Genomic DNA, 23,385 nt, shown 5'->3' with positions numbered 1-23,385 from the left:
TGCCATGCCGATTAACAAAAAGCCCGTCACCACTCCTTTGCATTTGCTTCAGCAACTCTCGCAGAGCCTGCTCGACCACCTGGAAAAGGCATGCTCGCAAGCGCAGTCTGACGCAGAAGAACTGCTGACCAAGCTGGAAAAACAGCGTGGCAAGGCTCAAGAAAAACTGCACGCCGCACGCAGCAAACTGCAAGAGGCGGGCAAGGCTGGCAAGGCCAAGGTCGAAGAGAAGGCCAAGGCCGCTGTCGCTGAACTCGAAGCGCTGCTCGACAGCCTGAAGACTCGCCAGGGCGAGACTCGCGATTACATCCAGCAACTCAAGCGTGATATCCAGCAGAGCCTGAAACTGGCTCAAGGCGTAGGCAAGGTACAAGACGCGGCAGGCAAAGCGCTGAGCACTCGTGCTCCGGCCGCCAAGCCGGCTGCCAAAGCAAGCAAGGCTAGCAAACCGGCCGCGAAGGCCGCTGCCAAGCCAGCAGTCAAGGCTGTCGCCAAGCCAGCGGCCAAGGCCCCGGCCAAAGCTGCTTCCGCAGCCAAACCGGCTGCCAAGCCCGTCGCTAAGCCTGCAGCCAAAACTGCTGCGAGCAAGCCCGCTGCCAAAGCTGCCCCTGCTGGCAAGAGCGCCACAGCAACCGCCAAGCCAACGGCGAAGAAAGTTGCTGCAGCCAAGCCAGCAGCAAAAGCCGCCGCCAAGCCGGTAGCCAAGGCTCCAGCCAAAGCAGCTTCCGCCGCCAAGCCTGCTGCCAAGACTGTAGCTAAGCCTGTTGCGGCAAAAGCGCCGGCCAAGGCAACCGCCAAACCTGCCGCAGCTAAACCGGCAGCCAAAGCTGTTGCCAAACCGGCGGCCAAGGCTCCGGCCAAGGCTGCTTCCGCCGCCAAGCCTGCCAGCAAACCAGTTGCTAAGCCGGCCGCTGCGAAGGCTCCGGCGAAAGCCGCCGCCAAGCCTGTCGCTGCCAAACCTGCTGCCGCCAAGCCTGCTGCTAAAGCGGCGGTGAAACCGGCCAGCAAACCCGCGGCCAAAAAGCCCGCTGCCGCCTCGGCCGCCAAGCCAGCAGAAGCGCCTGCCGCCCCTGCTGCTCCGGCTACCGCCAACGCAGCTACTCCGTCGACGACTGCCTGATCAGTCGAAAGAAACCGCGGCGCGCAGCACCTGCAGCGCGTCGCGGTTTTTTTTCGCCTGTCCTTCGCTGAGCGCTTCAAGCCAGCGTGCAGAATCTTTCACGTCGGTGGGCCACGCCGAAGCGCAGTCTTCGAGACGCGACAACAACTCGCGCTCGGCCTCCAGCTCCAAGGTCTTGACCCGTTCACGCCAGCCCGCCAGTTGAACATCCTTCCGTGCCCTGTCGCGCCAGGCACGGCGCAACTCGCGCAGGGGAGCGACCACATCGTTTTGCCATGGCTGGGCGATGGCTCGCAGTGAACCGGCATACCCGCTGTCGTAGCCAGTGTTTCTAGACTCCAGCCAGAGCGCGCACAACAGCAGGCACACATCGGCTCCTTCCTCCTGCAATTGCAGGCAGGCCGCTTCCACGCCCGGCCGCGCATAGGTGGCGAGGGCGAAACTCCACAGGTCAGAAGGCATTCGGCTCTCCGGGCGGCGCACGGGGGAAACTGGTAGACTCCGCCGCCATCATGATTCGACTCCAGAACCTCACTTTACAGCGTGGTCCGCAACGCCTGCTAGAAGGCGCCGAGCTGACCCTGCACGCCGGCCAGAAGGCCGGCCTCATCGGTGCCAATGGCGCCGGTAAATCCAGCCTGTTCGCCCTGTTGCGTGGCGAGCTCGGTCCCGACTCCGGCGATTGCAGCCTGCCGCCGGACTGGCGCATCGCCCACATGCGCCAGGAGATCGACGACCTCGAACGGCTGGCCACCGATTATGTGCTCGATGGCGATATCCACCTGCGCAAGGTCCAGCGCGAGCTGGCCGCTGCGGAGGTGGCCCACGACGGCAACGCCATCGCCCGCCTGCACAGCGAACTGGACAGCGCCGACGGCTATACCGCCGATGCCCGGGCACGCAAGCTGCTGGCCGGCCTGGGCTTCAGCGCCGAGCAGATGGATCGTCGCGTCGGCGATTTCTCCGGCGGTTGGCGCATGCGCCTCAACCTGGCCCAGGCGCTGATGTGCCCGTCGGATTTGCTGTTGCTCGACGAGCCGACCAACCACTTGGACCTCGATGCGATCCTGTGGCTGGAGGACTGGCTGAAAAGCTATCCCGGCACCTTGCTGCTGATTTCCCACGACCGCGATTTTATCGATGCGGTGGTCGATCATGTCGCTCACCTCGAACAGCAGAAGCTCACGCTGTATCGCGGCGGTTACTCAGCCTTCGAGCGCACCCGTGCCGAGCGTCTGGCCCAGCAGCAACAGGCCTACGAGAAGCAACAGGCGCAGCGTGCGCACATGGAAAAGTACATCGCCCGCTTCAAGGCCCAGGCGACCAAGGCCCGCCAGGCGCAGAGCCGGATCAAGGCGCTGGAGCGCCTGGAAGAACTGGCGCCGGCCCATGTCGACTCGCCGTTCGACTTCGTCTTCCGTGAGGCGGACAAGATATCCAGCCCGTTGCTCGACCTTTCCGAGGCGCAGTTGGGCTATGGCGAAAAAACCGTGTTGCAACAGGTCAAGCTGCAACTGACGCCGGGCGCGCGTATCGGTCTGCTCGGCCCCAATGGCGCGGGCAAGTCGACCCTGATCAAGACCCTCGCCGGTGAGTTGCAGCCCCTGGCTGGGCGCCTGTATCGCGGCGAGAACCTGGCCATCGGCTACTTCGCCCAGCACCAGCTCGATTCCCTGGACGCCAAGGCCAGCCCGCTGTTGCATTTGCAGCGCATCGCCCCGACCGAGCGCGAGCAGACGCTGCGCGACTTCCTGGGCGGCTTCGATTTCCGGGGCGATCGCTGTGACCAGGCGGTGGTCAATTTCTCCGGTGGCGAGAAGGCGCGCCTGGCCCTGGCGCTGATCGCCTGGCAGAAGCCCAACCTGTTGTTACTCGACGAACCGACCAACCACCTCGACCTGGAAATGCGCCTGGCCCTGACCATGGCGTTGCAGGAGTTCGCCGGCGCGGTGCTGGTGGTTTCCCACGATCGGCACTTGCTGAAGAGCACCACGGATGAGTTCCTGCTGGTCGCCGATGGCCGGATCAAGGCGTTCGATGGCGATCTCGACGACTATGCCCGCTGGCTGGTCGAGTACCGGCAGCGCCAGGTGCCGGCCAGTGCTGTGGCGCCCGCTGCCGACAAGACCGACAAGCGCGCCCAACGCCAGGCGGCGGCTGCGCTGCGCCAGCAACTTGCACCGCACAAACGCGAGGCCGACAAGCTGGAGAAGGAACTGGGCAAGGTCCAGGAAAAACTGGCGAGCGTGGAGCAGCGCCTGGGCGACGGCGGTATCTACGATGTGGCGCGCAAGGATGAGTTGCGCGATGCCTTGGCTGAGCAGGCGCGCCTGAAAACCAGCGAGAGCGAACTGGAGGAAGCCTGGCTGTTCGCCCTGGAAACCCTGGAAGACCTGCAACGGCAACTCGAGGAGGCTGAGTGATGGAAGAGCTGGCGATACTCGCTACCTGGCGCGAGCCGCTGATCGTAGCGGCCCAGGTATTCCTGATTCTGGTCCTGGCCTGGCTCGCCCAGCGTGTCGTTACCCGTGGCATTACTCGTCTTGGCCAACGCTATAGCCTGCTGCCAGTAGAGGTGCTGATGCCGCTGCGCGGCTTGTTGCGCTGGTTGATCATGGGCAGCGCCGGCATGCTGGTGCTGGAGCGCCTGGGGGTTTCCGCCGAAGTGCTGTGGACGGCGGTCACCGGCTTTACCGCGGTCGCCGCGGTGGCGTTCTTTGCCATCTGGAGCGTGCTGTCGAATATGTTCTGCGCGGTGCTGATCTTCTCCATGGGACCGTTTCGCCTGGGCGATGTGGTCGAGGTGGTGGACTCCGCCGACAAACCGGGGGTCAAGGGCCGGGTGATTGCGATCAACCTGTTCTACACCACTCTGGAAGACCACAGCGAAGGCGTCAGCGGCGCCGTGGTACAGATTCCCAACAGCCTGTTCTTCCAGCGTTCGGTGCGTCGTTGGCGCTGATCTCCGGGCGCTTTTCCGTTCTTCATCACTGAGGTCACTGCCATGGCACTCGAAACCTGGCTCGCTTTCTTCGTCGCCTGTTGGGTGATCAGCCTGTCGCCAGGGGCGGGCGCCATCGCCTCGATGTCCTGTGGCCTGCAATATGGTTTCCTGCGCGGCTACTGGAATGCCTTGGGATTGCAGATCGGTCTGGCCCTGCAGATCGCCATCGTCGCGGCCGGGGTCGGGGCGCTGCTGGCGACTTCGGCGCTGGCGTTCAGCCTGATCAAGTGGTTCGGTGTCGCCTACCTGCTGTGGCTGGCCGTGGTGCAGTGGCGCTCGCGGCCGAGTGCGATGGCCAGCACTTCTGGCGAGAGCCGCAGTGGCCGGCCATTGAGCCTGGTGCTGCGCGGTTTTCTGGTCAACGCCAGCAATCCCAAGGCAGTGGTGTTCATGCTGGCCGTATTGCCACAGTTCATCCATCCCCAGGCGCCGTTGTTGCCGCAGTACCTGATCATGGGCGTGACCATGATCGTGGTCGATCTGATCGTCATGGCGGGCTACACCGGCCTGGCTTCGCGAGTCCTGCGCGCTTTGCGCACGCCGGGCCAGCAGCGCGTGATGAACCGGGTGTTCGCGGCCCTGTTCGTCGGCGCGGCCAGCCTGCTGGCGCTGGTCCGTCGTGCGCCGGTGGCCTGATGCGCGTCTGGATCGACGCCGATGCCTGTCCGCGCCTGGCGCGGGACCAGGTGGTCAAGTTCGCCCTCAAGCGTGGCTTCGAGGTGGTGCTGGTGGCGGGGCAGGCGGTGGCACGACCGAATTTCGCCTGCGTGCGGCTGATCGTGGTGCCCAGCGGGCCGGATGCGGCGGACGATCATCTGGTCGAGCATGCCGAGCCGGGCGATCTGGTGATTTGCAGTGATGTGCCATTGGCCGACCGGCTGGTGAAGAAGGGCGTGGCGGCCCTCGACCCGCGCGGTCGTGAGTTCGACGAGCGCAACATGGGCGAGCGCCTGGCGGTGCGCAACCTATTCACCGACCTGCGCGAGCAAGGGCAGGTCGGTGGTGGCCAGGCCGCCTATTCGGACAAGGATCGGCAGTCCTTCGCCAATGCGCTGGATCGGATTCTTGTGCGGCTCATGCGCTAGCGGCTTTTGAGCAAAACAGCGGTGGCGGTATTTCAAGCCATACGCTCATGGGGACTCAACTGACAGGCTGCTTCGAGGCAGAGGCGGTCGTTCCACGAACACCCGGTCCACACTCAATCGTCATTCCCGCGAAGGCGGGAATCCAAACGTGTGGTGTTTTCTGGATTCCCGCCTTCGCGGGAATGACGACTAAACACACCGAGTAAGGACGACTGCTCCTGCCTCAATGCGGCAACGCCAGTTCCAGCACGCGGTCGACCAGTTTGTTGATCCCCGCCGCCGCCTGCGAAATCGACTGGGCGAGCATGTAGGCCGGCGTGCTCACCAGCTTGCGCTCTTCGTCCTCGACGATGTCTTCCACGCTGCAGGCGACGTGCTTGCCGCCCATGGCCACCAGGGCCTTGGCCGCGTCGTCCTCGTCGCTGCCCAGGGTCGCACTGACGCCCGCCCCGAAGATCTGCACGGCCAGGGCCGGCGAGATGCAGATCAGGCCGATGGGTTTGCCGGCGCTGGCGAAGGCCCTGGCGGCGGCGAGCACGTCGGGTTGTACGCTGAGATTGGTGCCTTCGTTGGCGAAGCTGGAGAGGTTCTTGGCCACGCCGAAACCGCCCGGCAGGATCAGCGCATCGAAGTCGGCGACGTTCAGTTCGCGTACATCCTTGATCGCGCCCCGGGCGATGCGGGCTGACTCGACCAGTACGTTGCGGCTTTCCGGGGCTTCCTCGCCCGTCAGGTGATTGAGCACATGCAACTGCGCGATATTCGGCGCGAAGCACTGCACCTTGGCCCCACGCTGGTCGAGGCGTAGCAGGGTGATCACGCTTTCCTGGATTTCCGCGCCGTCATAGACGCCACAGCCGGAGAGAATTACCGCTACGTTTTTGCTCATGCTGTATCTCCTTGAAAAATTCGTTATTCCGCGGATATGGCCGCAATCCTAGACCTAGGAGGCATACGGCGATACCGTTTCAGCCTGCAAGACATGCTTCATTCGATGCTGGCAGCGACGCTTCGTCGCACCTGTCTTGGCCCGCCTTGGTCATATGACCCTCCAGCGCCGTCATCATTTAGTCATAATGACGGCTTATAAATCCGTCGCACTGTGCCCGTTTTCGCGGGTCTGGAGTCTGCCGTGAGCTTTACCCCCGCCAATCGCATGTTCCCCGCTACCCGTCTGCGCCGTAACCGTCGCGACGATTTTTCCCGTCGCTTGGTGCGCGAGAACGAACTGAGCGTGAACGACCTGATCCTGCCGGTGTTCATCCTCGACGGCGAGAAGCGTCGCGAGCCAGTGGCCTCGATGCCGGGCGTCGAGCGCCTGTCTATCGACGAGCTGCTGCGCGAGGCCGAAGAGTTGGTGACGCTGGGCATCCCGCTGATCGACCTGTTCCCGTTCATCCCCACCGAGCGCAAGTCGCTCGATGCCGCCGAGGCGTGGAACCCGGATGGTCTGGTTCAGCGCGCGATCCGGGCGTTGCGTGAGAACTTCCCCGAGCTGGGGGTGATGACCGACGTGGCCCTGGACCCGTACACCACCCATGGCCAGGACGGCATCATCGATGACGACGGCTACGTGCTCAACGACATCACCATCGATGCGCTGATCAAGCAGGCGCTGTCCCATGCCGAGGCCGGCGCGCACATCGTTTCGCCGTCGGACATGATGGACGGCCGCATCCTCGCCATGCGCGAGGCGCTGGAGCTGGCCGAGCACGCCAACACGCGCATCATGTCCTACTCGGCCAAGTACGCCAGCGCTTACTACGGCCCGTTCCGCGACGCCATCGGTTCGGCGGGCAACCTGGGCAAGGGCAACAAGTTCAACTACCAGATGGACCCCGCCAACGGCGACGAAGCCCTGCACGAAGTGGCGCTGGACTTGGCCGAAGGCGCCGACATGGTAATGGTCAAGCCGGGCATGCCGTACCTCGACGTGCTGTGGCGGGTGAAGCAGGAGTTCCGCGTACCGACCTTCGTCTACCAGGTCAGCGGTGAGTACGCCATGCACATGGCGGCGATCCAGAATGGCTGGTTGAGCGAAGCTGTGATTCTTGAGTCGCTGACGGCGTTCAAACGTGCGGGGGCCGATGGCGTCCTCACGTACTTCGCCAAGCGTGCCGCACAACTGATCAAAGCGGGGCAGTGAGCCCCTGGGAAGAAGCATGAATACCGAGGGACCCAGCAAACACGAAGTGGACGGCAAGACTGCCGAACAGCAACCGACCGCCGTCGAGGTTGCCGAAGTCATCGCGGCGCTCGAACCCGAGCCCGAGGCGCCGCCGGCTGCTCCTGCGGCACCGATTCCGTCGGTGGATGACAGTGGCTTGTACATCCATCGCGAGCTGTCGCAACTGCAGTTCAACATCCGCGTGCTGGAGCAGGCGCTGGATGAGTCCTATCCGCTGCTGGAACGCCTCAAGTTCCTGCTGATCTTCTCCAGCAACCTCGATGAGTTCTTCGAGATTCGCGTCGCCGGCCTGAAGAAGCAGATCAACTTCGCCCGTGAGCAGGCCGGACCCGACGGCCTGCTGCCGAGCCAGGCGCTGGCGCAGATTTCCGAGATCGCCCACGGGCAGGTCGACCGCCAGTACGCGTTGCTCAACGACGTGCTGCTGCCGGAGCTGGCCAAGCACCAGATCAACTTCATTCGCCGTCGTTACTGGACGCCGAAGCTCAAGAGCTGGGTGCGCCGCTACTTCCGCGAGCAGATCGCGCCGATCATCACGCCCATCGGCCTCGATCCGACGCACCCGTTCCCGCTGCTGGTGAACAAGAGCCTGAACTTCATCGTCGAACTGGAAGGCGTGGACGCCTTCGGTCGCGATTCGGGCCTGGCGATCATCCCGGCGCCGCGTCCGTTGCCGAGGATCATCCGCGTGCCGGAGGATATCGGCGGGCCTGGCGCCAACTACGTGTTCCTGTCGTCGATGATCCACGCCCATGCCGACGATCTGTTTACCGGCATGAAGGTCAAGGGCTGCTACCAGTTCCGTCTGACCCGCAACGCCGATCTATCGGTCGATACCGAGGATGTCGAGGACCTGGCCCGTGCCCTGCGCGGTGAGCTGTTCTCGCGTCGCTATGGGGATGCCGTGCGCCTGGAGGTGGCCGAAACCTGCCCGCCGCACCTGTCCGACTACCTGCTCAAGCAGTTCAACCTGAGCGACAACGAGCTGTACCGGGTCAACGGCCCGGTCAACCTGACCCGCCTGTTCTCCATCACCAGCCTGGACAGCCACCCCGAGCTGCAATACGGCCCGTTCACCCCGGTCATCCCCAAGCTGCTGCAGAACAGCGAAAACATCTTCAGCGTGGTCGGCAAGCAGGACATCCTGCTGATGCACCCGTTCGAGTCCTTCACCCCGGTGGTGGACATGCTGCGCCAGGCGGCGAAGGACCCCAACGTGCTGGCGATCAAGCAGACGCTGTATCGCTCCGGGGCCAATTCCGAGATCGTCGATGCACTGGTGGAGGCGGCGCGCAACGGCAAGGAAGTCACCGCGGTCATCGAACTGCGCGCGCGCTTCGACGAAGAGTCCAACCTGCAACTGGCCAGCCGTCTGCAGGCGGCCGGCGCGGTGGTGATCTACGGCGTGGTCGGCTTCAAGACCCACGCCAAGATGATGCTGATCCTGCGCCGCGAGAATGGCGAGATCCGTCGCTACGCGCACCTCGGCACCGGCAACTACCATGCCGGCAATGCGCGCCTGTACACCGACTACAGCCTGCTGACCGCCGACGTGGCGCTGGGCGAGGATGTGTCCAAGCTGTTCAGCCAGCTCATCGGCATGGGCAAGACCCTGCGCATGAAGAAGCTGCTGCACGCGCCCTTCACCTTGAAGAAGGGCATCATCGACATGATCAACCGCGAGGCGCAGTTCGCCGCCGAGGGCAAGCCGGCGCACATCATGGCCAAGGTCAATGCACTGACCGACGCCAAGGTCATCCGCGCCCTGTACAAGGCCAGTCAGGCCGGGGTGAAGATCGACCTGGTGGTGCGCGGCATGTGTTCGTTGCGTCCGGGGGTGCCGGGGGTTTCGCACAATATCCATGTGCGCTCGATCATTGGCCGCTTCCTCGAACACAGCCGGATCTACTACTTCCTCAATGGCGGCGACGAGCAACTGTTCCTGTCCAGTGCCGACTGGATGGAGCGCAACCTCGACAAGCGCGTCGAGACCTGCTTCCCGGTCGAGGGCAAGAAGCTCACCACGCGGGTGAAGAAGGAGCTGGAGAGCTACCTGAGCGACAATACCCACGCCTGGGTCTTGCATGCGGATGGACGCTACGGGCGGCTCAGCCCGACGGGCAATGCCAATCCGCGTAACGCGCAGGCTGCGTTGCTGGAGAAGCTAGCCAGCCCGGTGGTACTGAGTCGCTGAGTTTCAGCGCACCAAACAAAAGGCCCAGCGTATGTTGGGCCTTTTGTTTGTATGAATAGGGATTTTTCTTCGCGCTTTCTTAGCGCACCTTCAGCGTGAAATCGATCCGTGCCAGCCAGCCGGCTTCCTGCTCGAAATCGGCCTGGGTCAGCGGGTTCGCTTCCAGCCAGCCGGCGGGGAAGGTCAGGTCCAGGCTTCTCTTGCCGGCCTTGAGCTTCACCTCGGGCATTTCCTGGGTGCCGCGGATGTGATGGAAGAGAATGGCGAAGCGCAGCAGTACACAGAGATACAGCAGCTTGTCGCCGTCCTCGCCCAGCTCGGCGAACTTCTCCCGTGGGATGTTGCGCCGATGGCCACGGACCAGCAGCGCCAGCATGGCCTGTTCACGGCGTGAGAAACCGGCCAGGTCGGAGTGCTCGATCAAATAGGCGCCATGCTTGTGGTAGTGGTAGTGGGCAATGTCCAGGCCGATCTCGTGGATGCGCGCCGCCCATTGCAGCAGGTCGCGGTGCCAATCGTCGTCCAGGCCCCAGGTATCCGCGACCTGGTCCAGGGCGAGCATGGCCTTGGCCTCGACCCGCGCGGCCTGCTGCAGATCGATGTGGTAACGCTCGGCGAGCGCGCTGAGCGTACGTTCGCGTACATCTTCGTGCTGGTGGCGGCCGAGCAGGTCATAGAGCACGCCTTCGCGCAGGGCGCCTTCGGAATGATCCATGCGCTGCAGGTCGAGGGCGTCGAAGATCGCCTCGGCAATGGCCAGGCCGGCAGGGAAGATATAGCGGCGATCGGGTTTGACGCCATCGATGTCGAGCTTTTCCGTTTCGCCAATCTTGAACAGCCGGCGCTTGAGCCAGCCCAGGCCTTCGATGTTGATCTCGCCGTTGCCCAGGCCGCCGCCCTTGATTGCCAGGCCTACCGCGCGAATGGTGCCGGAGGCGCCTACCGCCTGTTGCCAGCCGAGCTTGTGCAGAGCCTGCTCGATACCCATCAGTTCCAGGCGCGCCGCGGTGTAGGCCTGGGCGTAGCGTGCAGGAGTGACCTTGCCGTCGCGGAAATAGCGTTGGGTGAAGCTGACGCAGCCCATCTGCAGGCTCTCGCGCAGCAGCGGTTCGAACTGCTGGCCGATGATGAACTCGGTGCTGCCGCCGCCGATATCCGCGACCAGGCGGCGTCCGGGCGTGTCAGCGATGGAGTGGGAAACGCCCAGATAGATCAGGCGCGCTTCTTCACGACCGGAAATCACATCGACCTGGTGGCCGAGGATGGCCTCGGCGCGGCGGATGAACTCGCCACGGTTGCGTGCTTCACGCAGGGCATTGGTGCCAACGATGCGCACCGCGCCCTGGGGCAGGCCCTGGATCAGTTGGCCGAAGCGGCTCAGGCAATCCAGGCCGCGTTGCATGGCTTCTTCGCTGAGCATGCGCTGGTCGTCGATGCCGGCGGCGAGCTGTACCTTGTCGCCGAGCCGCTCGAGGATGCGGACTTCACCGTGGTCGGCCTTGGCCAGGACCATGTGGAAACTGTTCGATCCGAGGTCGATGGCGGCGATCAGGGAAAACGACTTGGTATGCGGCATTGTCAGGCTCTCGGTTCCAGGCAGTGGCATGCGGCCACGCGTCGGCAGTCGATCGTTTGGACGACCATGTTAACCTCCGCGAGCTGTCTGCCGTAGTGTTTCATCAGCAATTCATCGCTTCTCGATAGGCAAGCACAATGACCCGTGGCTTTCGGTGTCGTTCAAGCCGGGCTATCATGCCGCCACTTCAAGCCCTTTCGACCTCGGAGATTTTCCATGAGCGAATTCATCACCAGCGTCAGCGACGCGAGTTTCGAAGATGATGTGATCAAGGCCGACGGTCCGGTCCTGGTTGATTACTGGGCCGAATGGTGTGGCCCATGCAAGATGATCGCGCCGGTCCTCGACGAGATCGCCCAGACCTACCAGGGCAAGCTGAAGGTCTGCAAACTGAACATCGACGAGAACCAGGATACCCCGCCGAAGTATGGCGTGCGTGGCATTCCGACCCTGATGCTGTTCAAGAACGGCAACGTCGAAGCGACCAAGGTCGGTGCGCTGTCGAAGTCGCAACTGGCGGCCTTCCTCGACGCCAATATCTGATCGCGACCTTGCCGTGATCACAAAAGCCCCGCAGAAATGCGGGGTTTTTTCGTTTTGCAGGGTGGACGCCCTTGCAAAAGCGGTGTTACATTCGGCCGGTCAGTGGTTTTCTCCACTGCTTCCAACTCCGTCGCCGACGCCTCCTATTCGATAATACCGAGCGATCCAGTCGCCTTCTTTCGCGGCGCGGCACTCCAAAGCCCTCGTGCTTTCCCCTCCTTATATCAGCTACTTCATTCCTATGAATCTGACAGAACTCAAGCAAAAGCCGATTGCCGAACTCCTCGACATGGCCGAACAGATGGGCCTCGAGAATATGGCCCGTTCGCGCAAGCAGGACATCATCTTCGCCCTGCTGAAGAAGCACGCGAAAAGCGGCGAGGAAATTTCCGGCGATGGCGTGCTGGAGATACTCCAGGATGGCTTCGGCTTCCTGCGCTCCGCGGACTCCTCGTATCTTGCCGGCCCGGACGACATCTATGTCTCGCCGAGCCAGATCCGCCGCTTCAACCTGCGCACCGGTGACACCATCATCGGCAAGATCCGCCCGCCGAAGGAAGGCGAGCGTTACTTCGCCCTGCTCAAGGTCGACTCGATCAACTTCGACCGTCCGGAGAACGCGAAGAACAAGATTCTCTTCGAGAACCTCACGCCGCTGTTCCCCAACAAGCGCCTGACCATGGAGGCCGGCAACGGCTCCAAGGAAGACCTGACCGCCCGCGTGATCGACCTCTGCGCACCGATCGGCAAGGGCCAGCGCGGCCTGATCGTCGCCCCGCCGAAAGCGGGCAAGACCATCATGCTGCAGAACATCGCGGCCAACATCACCCGCAACAATCCCGAGTGCTACCTGATCGTCCTGCTGATCGACGAGCGCCCGGAGGAAGTGACCGAGATGCAGCGCACCGTGCGCGGCGAAGTGGTCGCCTCGACCTTCGACGAGCCGCCAGCCCGCCACGTGCAGGTCGCCGAGATGGTGATCGAGAAGGCCAAGCGCCTGGTCGAGCACAAGAAGGACGTGGTCATCCTGCTCGACTCCATCACCCGCCTGGCGCGTGCCTACAACACCGTGATCCCGAGCTCCGGCAAGGTACTCACCGGTGGTGTCGACGCCCACGCCCTGGAGAAGCCGAAGCGTTTCTTCGGCGCCGCGCGCAACATCGAGGAAGGCGGTTCGCTGACCATCCTCGCCACCGCGCTGGTGGAAACCGGCTCGAAGATGGACGAAGTCATCTACGAGGAGTTCAAGGGCACCGGTAACCTCGAACTGCAACTGGATCGTCGCATCGCCGAGAAGCGTACGTTCCCGGCGATCAACATCAACCGTTCCGGCACCCGCCGCGAAGAGTTGCTGACCGCCGAAGACGAGCTGCAGCGCATGTGGATTCTGCGCAAGCTGCTGCACCCGATGGACGAAATCGCCGCCATCGAGTTCCTGCTCGACAAGCTGAAAGACAGCAAGACCAACGACGAATTCTTCCTCTCCATGAAGCGGAAGTAAGTCGAGCGTCACTGCGAAAAGCTTCGAAGGCCGGGGAAACCCGGCCTTCGCGTTTCCAGCCATCTACATCGGGGTTAAACTCTGCGCCCCACCCGGCACGCCGACGAGGCATAGGCATGCAGTATCGCGATCTGCGCGACTTCATTAAGGGACTGGAACAGCGCGGCGAACTCAAGCGCATCCAGGCACCGGTCTCTCCGCTCCTGGAGATGACCGAGATTTGTGATCGTACCTTGCGCAAGGCAGGCCCGGCGCTGCTGTTCGAGAACCCCACCGGTTTCGATATTCCCGTGCTCGGCAACCTGTTCGGCACGCCGCAGCGCGTGGCCCTGGGCATGGGTGCCGAGGACGTTTCCGAGCTGCGCGAGATCGGCAAGCTGCTGGCGTTCCTCAAGGAGCCCGAGCCACCGAAAGGCCTCAAGGACGCCTGGTCCAAGCTGCCGATCTTCAAGAAGGTCATCAGCATGGCGCCCAAGGTACTCAAGGACGCGCCGTGCCAGGAAGTGGTGGAGGAGGGCGACGATGTCGACCTCGGCAAGCTGCCGATCCAGCATTGCTGGCCGGGCGATGTCGCGCCGCTGATCACCTGGGGCCTGACTGTCACCAAGGGCCCGAACAAGGAGCGGCAGAACCTCGGCATCTACCGCCAGCAGGTGATCGGCCGCAACAAGGTGATCATGCGCTGGCTCAGCCATCGCGGCGGCGCGCTGGATTTTCGCGAGTGGTGCCAGAAGCATCCAGGCCAGCCTTATCCGGTGGCCGTGGCGTTGGGGGCAGACCCGGCGACCATTCTTGGTGCGGTGACGCCAGTACCGGACAGCCTCTCCGAGTACGCCTTCGCCGGCCTGCTGCGCGGCCAGCGCACCGAGTTGGTGAAGTGCAAGGGCAACGACTTGCAAGTGCCGGCCAGCGCGGAGATCGTCCTCGAAGGCGTGATCCATCCGGGCGAGACCGCGCCGGAAGGCCCTTACGGCGACCACACCGGCTACTACAATGAGGTTGACACCTTCCCGGTGTTCACCGTCGAGCGCATCACCCGTCGGCAGAAACCGATCTACCACAGCACCTACACCGGCCGTCCGCCGGATGAGCCGGCGATCCTCGGCGTGGCGCTCAACGAAGTGTTCGTGCCGATCCTGCAGAAGCAGTTCCCCGAGATCACCGACTTCTACCTGCCGCCGGAAGGCTGCTCGTACCGCATGGCGGTGGTGACCATGAAGAAACAGTATCCAGGCCACGCCAAGCGCGTGATGCTCGGTGTGTGGTCGTTCCTGCGCCAGTTCATGTACACCAAGTTCGTTATCGTCACCGACGATGACATCAATGCCCGCGACTGGAACGACGTGATCTGGGCCATCACCACGCGCATGGACCCCAAGCGCGACACGGTGATGATCGACAACACGCCGATCGACTACCTCGACTTCGCCTCGCCGGTCTCCGGCCTCGGTTCGAAGATGGGCCTGGACGCCACCCACAAGTGGCCCGGCGAAACCACTCGCGAATGGGGTCGCGCCATCGTCAAGGACGATGCGGTGACCAAGCGGGTCGATGAAATGTGGGCAAGCCTGGGGATCGATTGATGCCTGCTTTGAGGCAGAAGCAGCCATTCGTGCGGTGACCATTATTACGCGGTGTGTTTAGTCGTCATTCCCGCGAAGGCGGGAACCCAGAAGATCAGGCGCATTTGGATTCCCGCCTTCGCGGGAATGACGGAGAAATAATGAATGTCCGCAACTGCCTCTATGCCTTCATTCACGTTTGAACTGAGAACCTAGGAGCTTTTCGTGCGAGTGACGCTGCAGCCCTCCGGGGCGCAACTGGAGCTGCAACCCGGCGAACGCATCCTCGACGGTGCGCGCCGCCTGGGCTACGAGTGCCCGCAGAGCTGCCGCAACGGCAACTGTCATGTTTGCTCAGCGCTGCTGGTCGAGGGCCGCGTGCGCCAGGATGGCGAAGTTCGCGATCATGGCGAGGTCTACACCTGCCTGGCCGAGCCGCTAGAAGACTGCGTGCTGCATTGGGATGGCGTGCTGGCGCCGGGCGAGCTGCCGGTGCGTACGCTCAATTGCCAGGTCAGCGAGATCATCGCGGCCGGCGGCGACGTGTTCCGTATCCTGTTGCGTGCGCCAGCCGGCAAACCGCCGCGTTACCACGCCGGCCAGTACTTGCTGCTGGAGCGCCAGGACGGCGAGTTCTCGGCGTTCTCCCTGGCTTCCGCGCCGCACAGTGGCCGTGAACTGGAGTTGCATGTCCTGGCGCGCGACGACAAGACCCGCAACCTGCTGACCTTCCTGCGCGAGCGTGGCATGGCACGGGTGCGGATGCCGTTTGGCGACACGCACCTCGCCGAATTGCCAGACGGGCCGCTGGTGCTGCTCGCCGCCGGCACCGGCATGTCGCAGATGCACAGCCTGCTGGAGCACTGCCGTGCCAACGGTTTCAAGCATCCGCTGCACTTGTATTGGGGCGTACGGCAGGCCGGGGATTTCTACGAGCTGCCGCACTGGCAGCAATGGCATTCGCAACCAGGGCTGTGCGTGCATCAGGTGGTCAGTGAGCCCGGCGAGTGGCCGGGGCGCTGTGGCCTGTTGCACCAGGCGGTGTGTGAGGACTTCGCCGATCTCAAGCCTCTGCACGTCTACGCCAGCGGCTCGCCAGCGATGGTCTACGGCACGCTCGATGCGCTGGTCGAGGCGGGCATGGACGCCCACCAGATGCGCGCCGACGTCTTCGCCTACGCCCCGCGTAGCTGATCGAGGCCGGCCATGGAGATCGATGACGAGCTGACGCTGAAGAAGTTGCAGACCTTCCTCGCCTTCATGCGCAGCGGCAACCTGGCTCGCGCGGCAGCGGAGCTGGGTACCAGTAATGTCAGCGTGCATCGCGCCATTCACTCGCTGGAAAGCGCCCTGCGTTGCCCGTTGTTCAAGCACGAAGGGCGCAACCTGATCCCCCTGGAAAGCGCCTATGTGCTGGAGGAGCGCGCTCACAAGCTGATTCAGGACGTGCAGGAAACGGTGCGTTGCACCCGTGAAGCGGCTGGATTCTCCGCGGAGCGCTTCAAGCTCGGCTCGCTCTATTCGCTGACGGTTAAGACCGTGCCACAGTTGATCATGGGCCTGAAACTCAGGCGCAGCGAGCTCAACATCGACCTGATCCTGGGTTCCAACGTCGATCTGTTCTACAAGCTGAAGAACATGGAGCTCGATGCCATTCTGGTGTCGCTGGATGAAGGTGTCAGCGATGCGGATTGTGAGCAATTGCCGCTGTTTTCCGACGATATCTTTCTCGCCGTGCCTACCGATTCGCCGTTCGCTGAAAGGCCGGAAGTCGACTTGGCCGACCTGCGCGAGTCGACCTTCATCACCCTGACCCAGGGCTTCGCCACCCACCGCGACGGCGAGCGTGTGTTCGGCCAGGCCGGGTTCGAGCCCAAGGTGGCGATGCAGGTGAACGACATCTTCACCTTGCTCAGCATGGTCAGCTCCGGCGTCGGCTATGCGTTGTTGCCGGGGCGAATCGCAGCGGTGTACGAGAACCGCGTACGGCTGATCCCGCTGCAGGCACGCTATCAGTTGCAGCAGGATATCGGCGTGGTGTTCCTCAAGGCCAAGGAGCGCGACCCGAACCTGCTCGCGCTACTCGCCGAGTGCCGCATGTACAGCCTGGCGCGCGAGGGCTGATCCCGAATAGTTGTCATTCCCGCGAAGGCGGGAACCCAGATGCAGGGCTCTCGCCTTCGCGGGAATGACGATCTTCCTACAGCATCACCAGGCTCAAGATCACCAGCAGCGGCAGCAGGATGGCGCACGACCAGAGCATGTAGCCGAAGAAGCTTGGCATCTTCACGCCGCGTTGTTCGGCGATGGCCTTGACCATGAAGTTCGGCGCGTTGCCGATGTAGGTCATCGCACCCATGAATACCGAACCCATGGAGATCGCCAGCAAGGTGCCGGGCAACTGGTTCATCATCACCTGGGCATCGCCCGCCGCGAGGTTGAAGAACAGCAGGTAGGTCGGCGCATTGTCGAGGAAGGCTGACAGTGTGCCGCTCATCCAGAAGTACATGGTCTCGTGCGGGGCGCCGTCGGGTGTGGCCACGGTTGCCACCACGGCGGCCAGTTGCCCGTCGCTGCCCGCGCGCAGGATGGCGATCACCGGCGCGATGGTCAGGAAGATGCCGGCGAACAGTTTGCCCACTTCGAGGATCGGTCCCCAGTCGAATTCGTTGCCCTGGCGAATAGCCTTGGGCGTGATCCACAGCGAGACCAGTGCCAGCGCCAGCAGGATGACGTCGCGCAGGGCGTTCTGCAGTTCCACGCCGGTGCCCATGACGTCGAAGCTGATCCCCGGTTTCCAGATGCCGGACATCAGCACCGCCGCGACCACACCGCCCAGCAGCAGGAAGTTGAAGGTGCCACGCAGGCGTAGCGGCGAATCGGGCGTCGGGTCGTTGGCGTTCAGTTCGCCTTCGCGGCTGAACAGGTAACGGTCCAGTGCATAGAAGATCACCAGCAGCGGCAGGGTCAGCAACAGCACCGGTTCGAGCATGTGCTCGACGGTCCAGAGGAAGTCCACGCCCTTGAGGAAGCCAAGGAATAGCGGCGGGTCGCCCAGCGGCGTGAGCCCGCCGCCAATGTTGGCGACCAGGAAGATGAAGAACACCACCACATGCACCTGGTGCTTGCGGTTGTCGTTGGCGCGCAGCAACGGGCGAATCAGCAACATCGCCGCCCCCGTGGTGCCCATCACCGAGGCGAGCAGTGCACCGAGGGCGAGCAGGCCGGTGTTGAGCCTGGCCGAGCCATGCAGGTTGCCATCGACCAGGATGCCGCCGGAGATGGTGAACAGCGACAGCAGCAGGACGATGAAGGGAATGTACTCGGCCAGCAGCGTGTGCACGCTCAGTCCCAGGGCGGCGTGCCAACCGAAGGTGTAGAGAAATGGCACGAGGAACAGCAGGGTCCAGCCTGCGGTGACCTTGCCGAAGTGGTGGTGCCAGAACGAGGCCGCCAGCAGCGGCAGCAGCGCGATGCTGAGCAGGATGCCGGCGAACGGCAGGCCCCACAGCAGGCTCAGGCTGGCGCCGTCGACGTCGGCGGCCGATGCCGCGCCTGGCAGGACCAGCAACAGCGCCATGCTCATGATCCTCAGGCGGCCGTTTGATTGAGAGGGCCTGGCCCTTTGTAGGGTGGACAACGCTTTTTTTGTCCACCGCTCTACAGTGCCAATGGTGGACAAAAACAGCGTTGTCCACCCTACGTGGCTCCCGACAGCGGCTAGTTGCCGGCAAAGATTATGAAAGAACTCCAAGAGGCGAAGACAAGCGGGGGAGCGTGGAGTGTTCAGCAACGGCATCGGCACGGACCAGTGTTCGGACGGGAAAAAGCGCGGCGGCGCGCCGCGCATTGTCCCATGATCCGCCGCCTCGGTCTGTAACCGCAGGCTTCAGCCCACCAGCCCGCGCACGCAGAAGTACAGCAGTGAAGGGCCGAGCAGGCAGCCCAGGCCGGTGTGGAAGGTGGCGGTCAGTGCACCGTAGGGCACCAGGCGCCGATCGGTAGCGGCCAAGCCTGCGGTAACGCCCGAGACCGTCCCGGCCAGGCCACCGAAGACCATCGCCGAGCGCGGGTTGTCGAGGCCGAGGAAGCGTGCCGAAACCGGGGTGAAGACCATCACCATGATCGCCTTGATCAGGCCGGTGGCGATGGACAGTGCCATTACGTCGGAGCTGGCGCCGATGGCCGCGCCGGTCACCGGACCGACGATGTAGGTCACCGCGCCGGCGCCGATGGTGGTCATGCTCACCGCATCGCGGTAGCCGAACATCCAGGCCACGGATGCACCGACGATGAATGGCAGGATGGTGCCCAGCAGCAAGGAAACGGCGCCTATCATGCCGGCCTTGCGGGCTTCGGTCGCCTGCACTTCGAAGGCCGTGGCGACGATGGCGAAGTCGCGCAGCATGGCGCCCCCCATCAGGCCGATGCCGGAAAACAGGCTGAGGTCGGCCAGGCCTTTCTGCCCGCCGGTCAGGGTTCCGCCGACCCAGGCCAGGATCAGGCCGATGACGATGGCGATGGCCGAGCCATGCACGCGACCGAAGGTGAGGTGCTTGGATAGCAGCACCGACAACCACATGATGCCGCCGACCACGGCGAAGGCGGTGACCAGGCCATTTTGCGCGAGGCTGTGTTCGAGAGCACTCCACATATCAGCGTCCTCCTGCTGGCGCGATGCTCACGCCTTGATCGAGTGGCTCGTCGGGCAATGGATCGCCTTTGTGCGAGCGGCTGATCAGGGCGATGGTGCAGCCACACAACAGCACCGAACCGATGGCGGCGATCAGCGCCACGGGGCCGCCGTGCAGGGCGGTCACCACATTCTGTTGCGCGGCCATGGCCACCACGACGGGGATGTACAGGGCGCCCCAGAAGCCGACGCCGAACTCGCATTCCTTGCTCATGCCGCCGTGGCGGTGCATGTACAGGCGCGCGCAGATCAGCAGGATCATGGCGATGCCGACACCGCCCACGTTGGATTTGACGCCGAGCAGCACGCCCAGCAGGTCGCCGATGATGACGCCGGCCAGTGTGCAGACGGCCAGTAGAGCTACACCGTAAATGATCATGGTCTTGTTCCTCGGTTTACGAAGTTGTTGTTCTTGTGCTTCGAAAATCACGCGGTCATCGGCTCTGGTCCACCTCCTGGCGTAGCAGGGCGCCCAGTGTATCGAGGCGGGTGCCCTGGAAGGCGACCACCGTACCCTGGTCCAGGACTCGTCGTGCCAGGCCGCTGAGCACAGTGCCGGGCGGCAGCTCGATGTGCAGGCGTACGCCGCGTTCGTAGGCGGTGCGCAGGGTGGCGTGCCAGTCGACGACACGGCACATGTTGTAGGCCAGGTCATCGCGGATCTGTTCGGGACCGTGGAGCGGCCGTGCGCTGCTGCCGCTCAGGTAGCGCAGGTTGGGGCGGTTCAGGGCGACTTCGGCAAACGCAGTGGCCAGCTCGCGGGCCGGTTCTGCCAGCAGCGGGCAATGCGACGGCACGCTCACCGCCAGGCGTTTGGCCGAACCGGCACCGAGCCGCCGTGCCTGTTCGGCGACAGTCCGCATGGCGGCATCGCTGCCCGCGATCACGGTCTGGTTGTCGGCGTTGAGGTTGGCGATGAACACCGGGGTTGCCGGGCTGTTCGTTGCGCCGATCAGGCGCTCCAGCGTGCCCAGGTCGAGACCGGTGATGGCGGTCATGCCATAGCCCTGTGGATACGCTTGCTGCATCAGCTCGCCACGCAAGGCGACCAGGCGCACTGCGTCATCCAGGGCCAGTGCGCCGGCGACGACGGCCGCCGCGTAGGCGCCGATGGACAGGCCGGCGACGTAGTCCGGTGCGCAGGCACGCTGAATCAGCAGCCTGGCACAGGCCACGCCAGCGATCAGCAGGCAGAGCTGCACGGCGCGAGTGGATTGCAGGGCGTCGGCCGAATCCAGTTCCAGGGCGTTTTCGCCCAGGGCTGTGCTGGCTTGCTCCAGGCAGGCGTGAACCACGGCGTCATCGGGCAACTGGTGGAGCATGCCCACCTGCTGAGCACCCTGGCCGGGGAAGGCGAACAGGCTGCTCACGCGGCCAGCTCGCGGATGTTCCAGGGATCGTCCACCAACCGCGCGCCGCTGGCGCATTTCAGCAAGACGCGTTGACTGCCGCCGGCCCATTCACGCAGGGCCACGGCACCATTTGGGGTCTCCAGTTGCAGGTCGATCCGGCAAGGGGCCTGCTCCAGGGCAGCGAGTAGATCGACGGCCTGGCGACGTTCGAAGGGCTGCTCGGTGCGCAGGATCAGGTCCAGGTCGCTGGCGTCATGCAACACCTCGATGCCGCTGGCCAGCTGAAAGCCTGCGCCCCCGCTCGGTCCCCAGGCCAGGCCAGTGGCGTCGAGGCAAGCGGATATTCGTACCAGTGCGTGGAGTGCGGCGCAGGACGGTTCACCGCGCAGGCGCAGTTGCTCGGGACAGAGCTGGCGGCTGATCGACTGCACAGGCATCCAGGCCGCCAGTCGCTGCTCGCGGCGGGTTCCACGAATACCCACAGCGACCTGGCCCGTCGGGCCGATGGCCCGGCGCACCACCACCGGCTGGCCGGAAGCCAGGGCCCGTCGCGCCCAGGCCGGCGCATCGGCTGGCAGTCGCTCCGGGGCCATGCCCCAGAGCAGGTCGTGTGGGCGGATCAGTCTGTCCATCGTCGTTACCACTGCGTACGCAACAGATCGCGCACCTGGGAGGACGCGGCGCGATTGGCGGCGCCCAAGCGGCCACTCAAGTCGGTACTGCTGCCGATGTCTTCTACTGCCTGGCTCAGGCACTCGCGCACACGGGCGATATCCGCCGCGTCCGGCTGGTTCGCGTCGCTGACCTTGAGGCGCTCCCAGAGCAGGCCCAGCGACGCGTAGTTGTGCAGGTCGTAGGCCATCGGCGGCACACTGGCGGCCAGGGTTTCCAGCTCGTCGACACTGCGCAGGGTGATGCGCGCAGCGGCGGCCTTGCCCATGGCGTGGACCATCACGCCTTCATCCTCCAGGGCGATCAGTCGCTGAGCCTGGTAGCCGTGGGCGAGAAAGGCACCGGACATCGCTTTGCCAACCAATAGGGCAATCAGCGGATGCCCGGCGAGGCGCGCCCTGGCGTAACTGTCGACGGCGCCCGCCAGGGCCTGGTGAATGCCGAGGGCTTCCTCGCGGCGGCCATAGGCCTGGCTGGGGACGTCGACCACGGCGACCAGCACACGTTTACTGGCGGACTGCGCATCGGCCTGGATGACCTCGTCCACGGCCTTGGCCAGGCCCCAGCCTTCGAGCAGGCCGACTTCGCCGTTGCGGGCGCGGGGGAAGGGGTTGTCGGCATCCGGCACCACGGCGATGAAGCGTGCGGCCCGGTTGCCAACCTCGCCATCGGCGACTGCCACCGAGGCCGGGTAGTCAGTTAGGGTATTGCGGCTGGCCAGGGCGCGCAGCCAGTTCGATCCACGGCTCATGGCTGTTCTCCTTGGTAGAGGCTACGCACGTTGGCGGCGTCCAGTTGTTGGGGATCGGCACCGAGGCGATTCAGGCGTTCGAGGAACCAGGCATGGCGGCGGCTGCGTGGCTGCTCGTCGGTGCGGCTCGCGAACAGCGCGACCAGTTGTTCACGGATGGCCTGGCAGTCGTCGGCGACATAGCCATCGGCCAGCCCACTGGCGTGACGCTGTTCACCGCCGGTGAGGCTCCAGATGAATGGCCGGTCGCGGGAGTCGTACTCATCGAGTCCAGCTTCCTGTTCGATCACCTGCGGGCCGTTCAGGCCCAGGCGTGCCTCGCGGGTGACCAGCAGGTGGCTGCACAGGCCGGCGGCGATGGACATACCACCGAAGCAGCCGACCGGCCCGGCGACCAGGCCGATCACCGGTTGGTATTGGCGCAGTTCGACGATAGACGCCTGGATCTCGGCGATGGCGGCCAGGCCGAGGTTGGCTTCCTGCAGGCGTACGCCGCCGGTTTCCAGGAGCAGGATGGCGCGAGTGGGAATGCCCTTGCGGTTGTCTTCCACCGCCAGCTCCAGCAGGCCCGCGATCTTGGCACCGCCGACCTCGCCCATGCTGCCGCCCTGGAACGCGCCCTCGATGGCGGCGATCACGGCCGGTTGGCCATCGATAGAACCTTTGCCGACCACCACGCCGTCGTCGGCTTGCGGCACGATGCCCTGGCGCGGCAGCCAGGGAGAGATGACTCGGTCGAAGGGGCCGATCAGCTCGCGAAAGCTACCCGGGTCGAGCAACTCGCGAGCGCGCTGGCGAGCGCCCAGTTCGGTGAAGCTGCGGCTGTGCAGCAGGCGTGCGGTATCAGTCATGGCTCAGTTCCTCCAGGCCTTGCTCCAGGCGCAGGCGAACCACTCCAGGGGTGGCGCCGAAGTCATGGATGTCGATGCGCAGGGCCGGCGGCGTCTGTTCGCTGAACATGCGTTCGAACAGGTGCTGCCAGCGCGCGCTGGCGCCGTTCACCGAGGTCACCACCTGGATCGCCAGGATGCCGTGCTGGCCGGGTTCGAGCAGCACTTCCAGGTCGCCGGAGCCGACACAGCCGACCAGCGCGCGGCCACTGGCCGGCGCACCGGCGGGAAATTCGAAAGTCAGGGTTTCCATG

General features: G+C 64.2%; 23 protein-coding genes. 12 read left to right on the top strand and 11 right to left on the bottom strand.

Annotated elements, in window-relative coordinates:
- Window positions 1-4 precede the first annotated feature (4 nt).
- Window positions 5-1,120, top strand: coding sequence for an AlgP family protein (locus ACSZPK_RS00720; protein ID WP_437879485.1), 1,116 nt, complete (start codon window positions 5-7; stop codon window positions 1,118-1,120).
- Here the strand turns inward: ACSZPK_RS00720 and ACSZPK_RS00715 are convergent, their stop codons facing one another.
- On the bottom strand, window positions 1,121-1,582 hold the full coding sequence (locus ACSZPK_RS00715; RefSeq protein ID WP_437879484.1) for a TIGR02444 family protein: 462 nt from the start codon (window positions 1,580-1,582) through the stop codon (window positions 1,121-1,123).
- A gap of 50 nt (window positions 1,583-1,632) precedes the next feature.
- On the opposite strand from ACSZPK_RS00715, the gene ACSZPK_RS00710 reads away from it, so the two are divergent.
- The 4 genes from ACSZPK_RS00710 to ACSZPK_RS00695 are packed head-to-tail and all read left to right on the top strand — an operon-like array spanning window position 1,633 to window position 5,209.
- Window positions 1,633-3,543, top strand: coding sequence for an ATP-binding cassette domain-containing protein (locus ACSZPK_RS00710; RefSeq protein WP_437879483.1), 1,911 nt, complete (start codon window positions 1,633-1,635; stop codon window positions 3,541-3,543).
- Complete coding sequence (locus ACSZPK_RS00705; RefSeq protein WP_437879482.1) at window positions 3,543-4,082, top strand: mechanosensitive ion channel domain-containing protein; 540 nt, start codon at window positions 3,543-3,545, stop codon at window positions 4,080-4,082. The genes ACSZPK_RS00710 and ACSZPK_RS00705 overlap by 1 nt, the downstream gene beginning before the upstream one ends.
- 42 nt (window positions 4,083-4,124) lie before the next feature.
- The gene (rhtB, locus tag ACSZPK_RS00700; RefSeq protein WP_437879481.1) at window positions 4,125-4,760 is read left to right on the top strand and encodes a homoserine/homoserine lactone efflux protein; all 636 of its coding nucleotides are present in this window, start codon (window positions 4,125-4,127) and stop codon (window positions 4,758-4,760) included.
- Entirely contained in the window at window positions 4,760-5,209 is a 450-nt protein-coding gene (locus tag ACSZPK_RS00695) for a YaiI/YqxD family protein (protein ID WP_437879480.1), read from the top strand. The genes rhtB and ACSZPK_RS00695 overlap by 1 nt, the downstream gene beginning before the upstream one ends.
- A gap of 223 nt (window positions 5,210-5,432) precedes the next feature.
- Here ACSZPK_RS00695 and elbB read toward each other — a convergent pair whose 3' ends face one another.
- A complete protein-coding gene (elbB, locus tag ACSZPK_RS00690) occupies window positions 5,433-6,098 on the bottom strand; it encodes an isoprenoid biosynthesis glyoxalase ElbB (RefSeq protein ID WP_437879479.1) in 666 nt (221 codons plus the stop codon).
- Between the two features lie 243 nt (window positions 6,099-6,341).
- Between elbB and hemB the strand changes: the two genes are divergently transcribed.
- Together hemB and ppk1 are read left to right on the top strand one after the other, a co-directional pair.
- Window positions 6,342-7,355 (top strand): porphobilinogen synthase, encoded by a 1,014-nt coding sequence (gene hemB / locus ACSZPK_RS00685; protein WP_437879478.1) that lies wholly within the window; start codon window positions 6,342-6,344, stop codon window positions 7,353-7,355.
- A gap of 16 nt (window positions 7,356-7,371) precedes the next feature.
- The gene (ppk1, locus tag ACSZPK_RS00680; RefSeq protein WP_437879477.1) at window positions 7,372-9,591 is read left to right on the top strand and encodes a polyphosphate kinase 1; all 2,220 of its coding nucleotides are present in this window, start codon (window positions 7,372-7,374) and stop codon (window positions 9,589-9,591) included.
- 79 nt (window positions 9,592-9,670) lie between these two features.
- Here ppk1 and ppx read toward each other — a convergent pair whose 3' ends face one another.
- Window positions 9,671-11,167, bottom strand: a complete 1,497-nt coding sequence (ppx, locus tag ACSZPK_RS00675; protein ID WP_437879476.1) for an exopolyphosphatase — start codon at window positions 11,165-11,167, stop codon at window positions 9,671-9,673.
- A 216-nt stretch (window positions 11,168-11,383) separates the two neighbouring features.
- Here ppx and trxA point away from each other — a divergent pair, with 216 nt between their 5' ends.
- The 5 genes from trxA to ACSZPK_RS00650 all read left to right on the top strand — a co-directional run bounded on the left by trxA (window position 11,384) and on the right by ACSZPK_RS00650 (window position 16,897).
- Window positions 11,384-11,710, top strand: a complete 327-nt coding sequence (gene trxA, locus ACSZPK_RS00670; protein ID WP_437879475.1) for a thioredoxin TrxA — start codon at window positions 11,384-11,386, stop codon at window positions 11,708-11,710.
- A gap of 241 nt (window positions 11,711-11,951) precedes the next feature.
- Window positions 11,952-13,211 carry a transcription termination factor Rho gene (gene rho, locus ACSZPK_RS00665; protein WP_437879474.1) on the top strand — a complete coding sequence of 420 codons (1,260 nt, stop codon included), beginning with the start codon at window positions 11,952-11,954 and terminating at the stop codon, window positions 13,209-13,211.
- Window positions 13,212-13,327: 116 nt separating this feature from the next.
- Window positions 13,328-14,794: a 4-hydroxy-3-polyprenylbenzoate decarboxylase gene (ubiD, locus tag ACSZPK_RS00660; RefSeq protein ID WP_437879473.1), complete on the top strand. Its 1,467-nt coding sequence runs from the start codon at window positions 13,328-13,330 to the stop codon at window positions 14,792-14,794.
- A gap of 204 nt (window positions 14,795-14,998) precedes the next feature.
- Window positions 14,999-15,967 carry a CDP-6-deoxy-delta-3,4-glucoseen reductase gene (locus ACSZPK_RS00655; protein ID WP_437879472.1) on the top strand — a complete coding sequence of 323 codons (969 nt, stop codon included), beginning with the start codon at window positions 14,999-15,001 and terminating at the stop codon, window positions 15,965-15,967.
- Between the two features lie 12 nt (window positions 15,968-15,979).
- Window positions 15,980-16,897 carry a LysR family transcriptional regulator gene (locus tag ACSZPK_RS00650; RefSeq protein ID WP_437879471.1) on the top strand — a complete coding sequence of 306 codons (918 nt, stop codon included), beginning with the start codon at window positions 15,980-15,982 and terminating at the stop codon, window positions 16,895-16,897.
- 76 nt (window positions 16,898-16,973) lie between these two features.
- On the opposite strand, the gene ACSZPK_RS00645 is transcribed toward ACSZPK_RS00650, so the two are convergent.
- From ACSZPK_RS00645 to ACSZPK_RS00610, 8 genes are all read right to left on the bottom strand, one after another.
- Window positions 16,974-18,353: a sodium:proton antiporter gene (locus ACSZPK_RS00645; protein ID WP_437879470.1), complete on the bottom strand. Its 1,380-nt coding sequence runs from the start codon at window positions 18,351-18,353 to the stop codon at window positions 16,974-16,976.
- 309 nt (window positions 18,354-18,662) lie between these two features.
- A complete protein-coding gene (gene madM / locus ACSZPK_RS00640; protein ID WP_437879469.1) occupies window positions 18,663-19,427 on the bottom strand; it encodes a malonate transporter subunit MadM in 765 nt (254 codons plus the stop codon).
- A gap of 1 nt (window position 19,428) precedes the next feature.
- Complete coding sequence (madL, locus tag ACSZPK_RS00635) at window positions 19,429-19,845, bottom strand: malonate transporter subunit MadL (protein WP_437879468.1); 417 nt, start codon at window positions 19,843-19,845, stop codon at window positions 19,429-19,431.
- A 55-nt stretch (window positions 19,846-19,900) separates the two neighbouring features.
- Window positions 19,901-20,836, bottom strand: a complete 936-nt coding sequence (mdcH, locus tag ACSZPK_RS00630; RefSeq protein ID WP_437879467.1) for a malonate decarboxylase subunit epsilon — start codon at window positions 20,834-20,836, stop codon at window positions 19,901-19,903.
- Window positions 20,833-21,450, bottom strand: coding sequence for a malonate decarboxylase holo-ACP synthase (locus ACSZPK_RS00625; protein ID WP_437879466.1), 618 nt, complete (start codon window positions 21,448-21,450; stop codon window positions 20,833-20,835). The genes mdcH and ACSZPK_RS00625 overlap by 4 nt, the downstream gene beginning before the upstream one ends.
- A gap of 5 nt (window positions 21,451-21,455) precedes the next feature.
- Complete coding sequence (gene mdcE / locus ACSZPK_RS00620; protein ID WP_437879465.1) at window positions 21,456-22,241, bottom strand: biotin-independent malonate decarboxylase subunit gamma; 786 nt, start codon at window positions 22,239-22,241, stop codon at window positions 21,456-21,458.
- Window positions 22,238-23,092, bottom strand: coding sequence for a biotin-independent malonate decarboxylase subunit beta (locus ACSZPK_RS00615; protein ID WP_437879464.1), 855 nt, complete (start codon window positions 23,090-23,092; stop codon window positions 22,238-22,240). Before ACSZPK_RS00615 ends, mdcE begins: the two co-directional genes overlap by 4 nt.
- Window positions 23,085-23,384, bottom strand: a complete 300-nt coding sequence (locus ACSZPK_RS00610) for a malonate decarboxylase subunit delta (protein ID WP_437879463.1) — start codon at window positions 23,382-23,384, stop codon at window positions 23,085-23,087. Before ACSZPK_RS00610 ends, ACSZPK_RS00615 begins: the two co-directional genes overlap by 8 nt.
- Window position 23,385: the final 1 nt, after the last annotated feature.

The organism is Pseudomonas sp. LRF_L74 (genome assembly GCF_965644255.1).
Taxonomy (GTDB): domain Bacteria; phylum Pseudomonadota; class Gammaproteobacteria; order Pseudomonadales; family Pseudomonadaceae; genus Aquipseudomonas.
The sequence above is the reverse complement of the archived record's forward strand: the minus strand, read 5'-3'. Positions and strand labels throughout refer to the sequence as shown.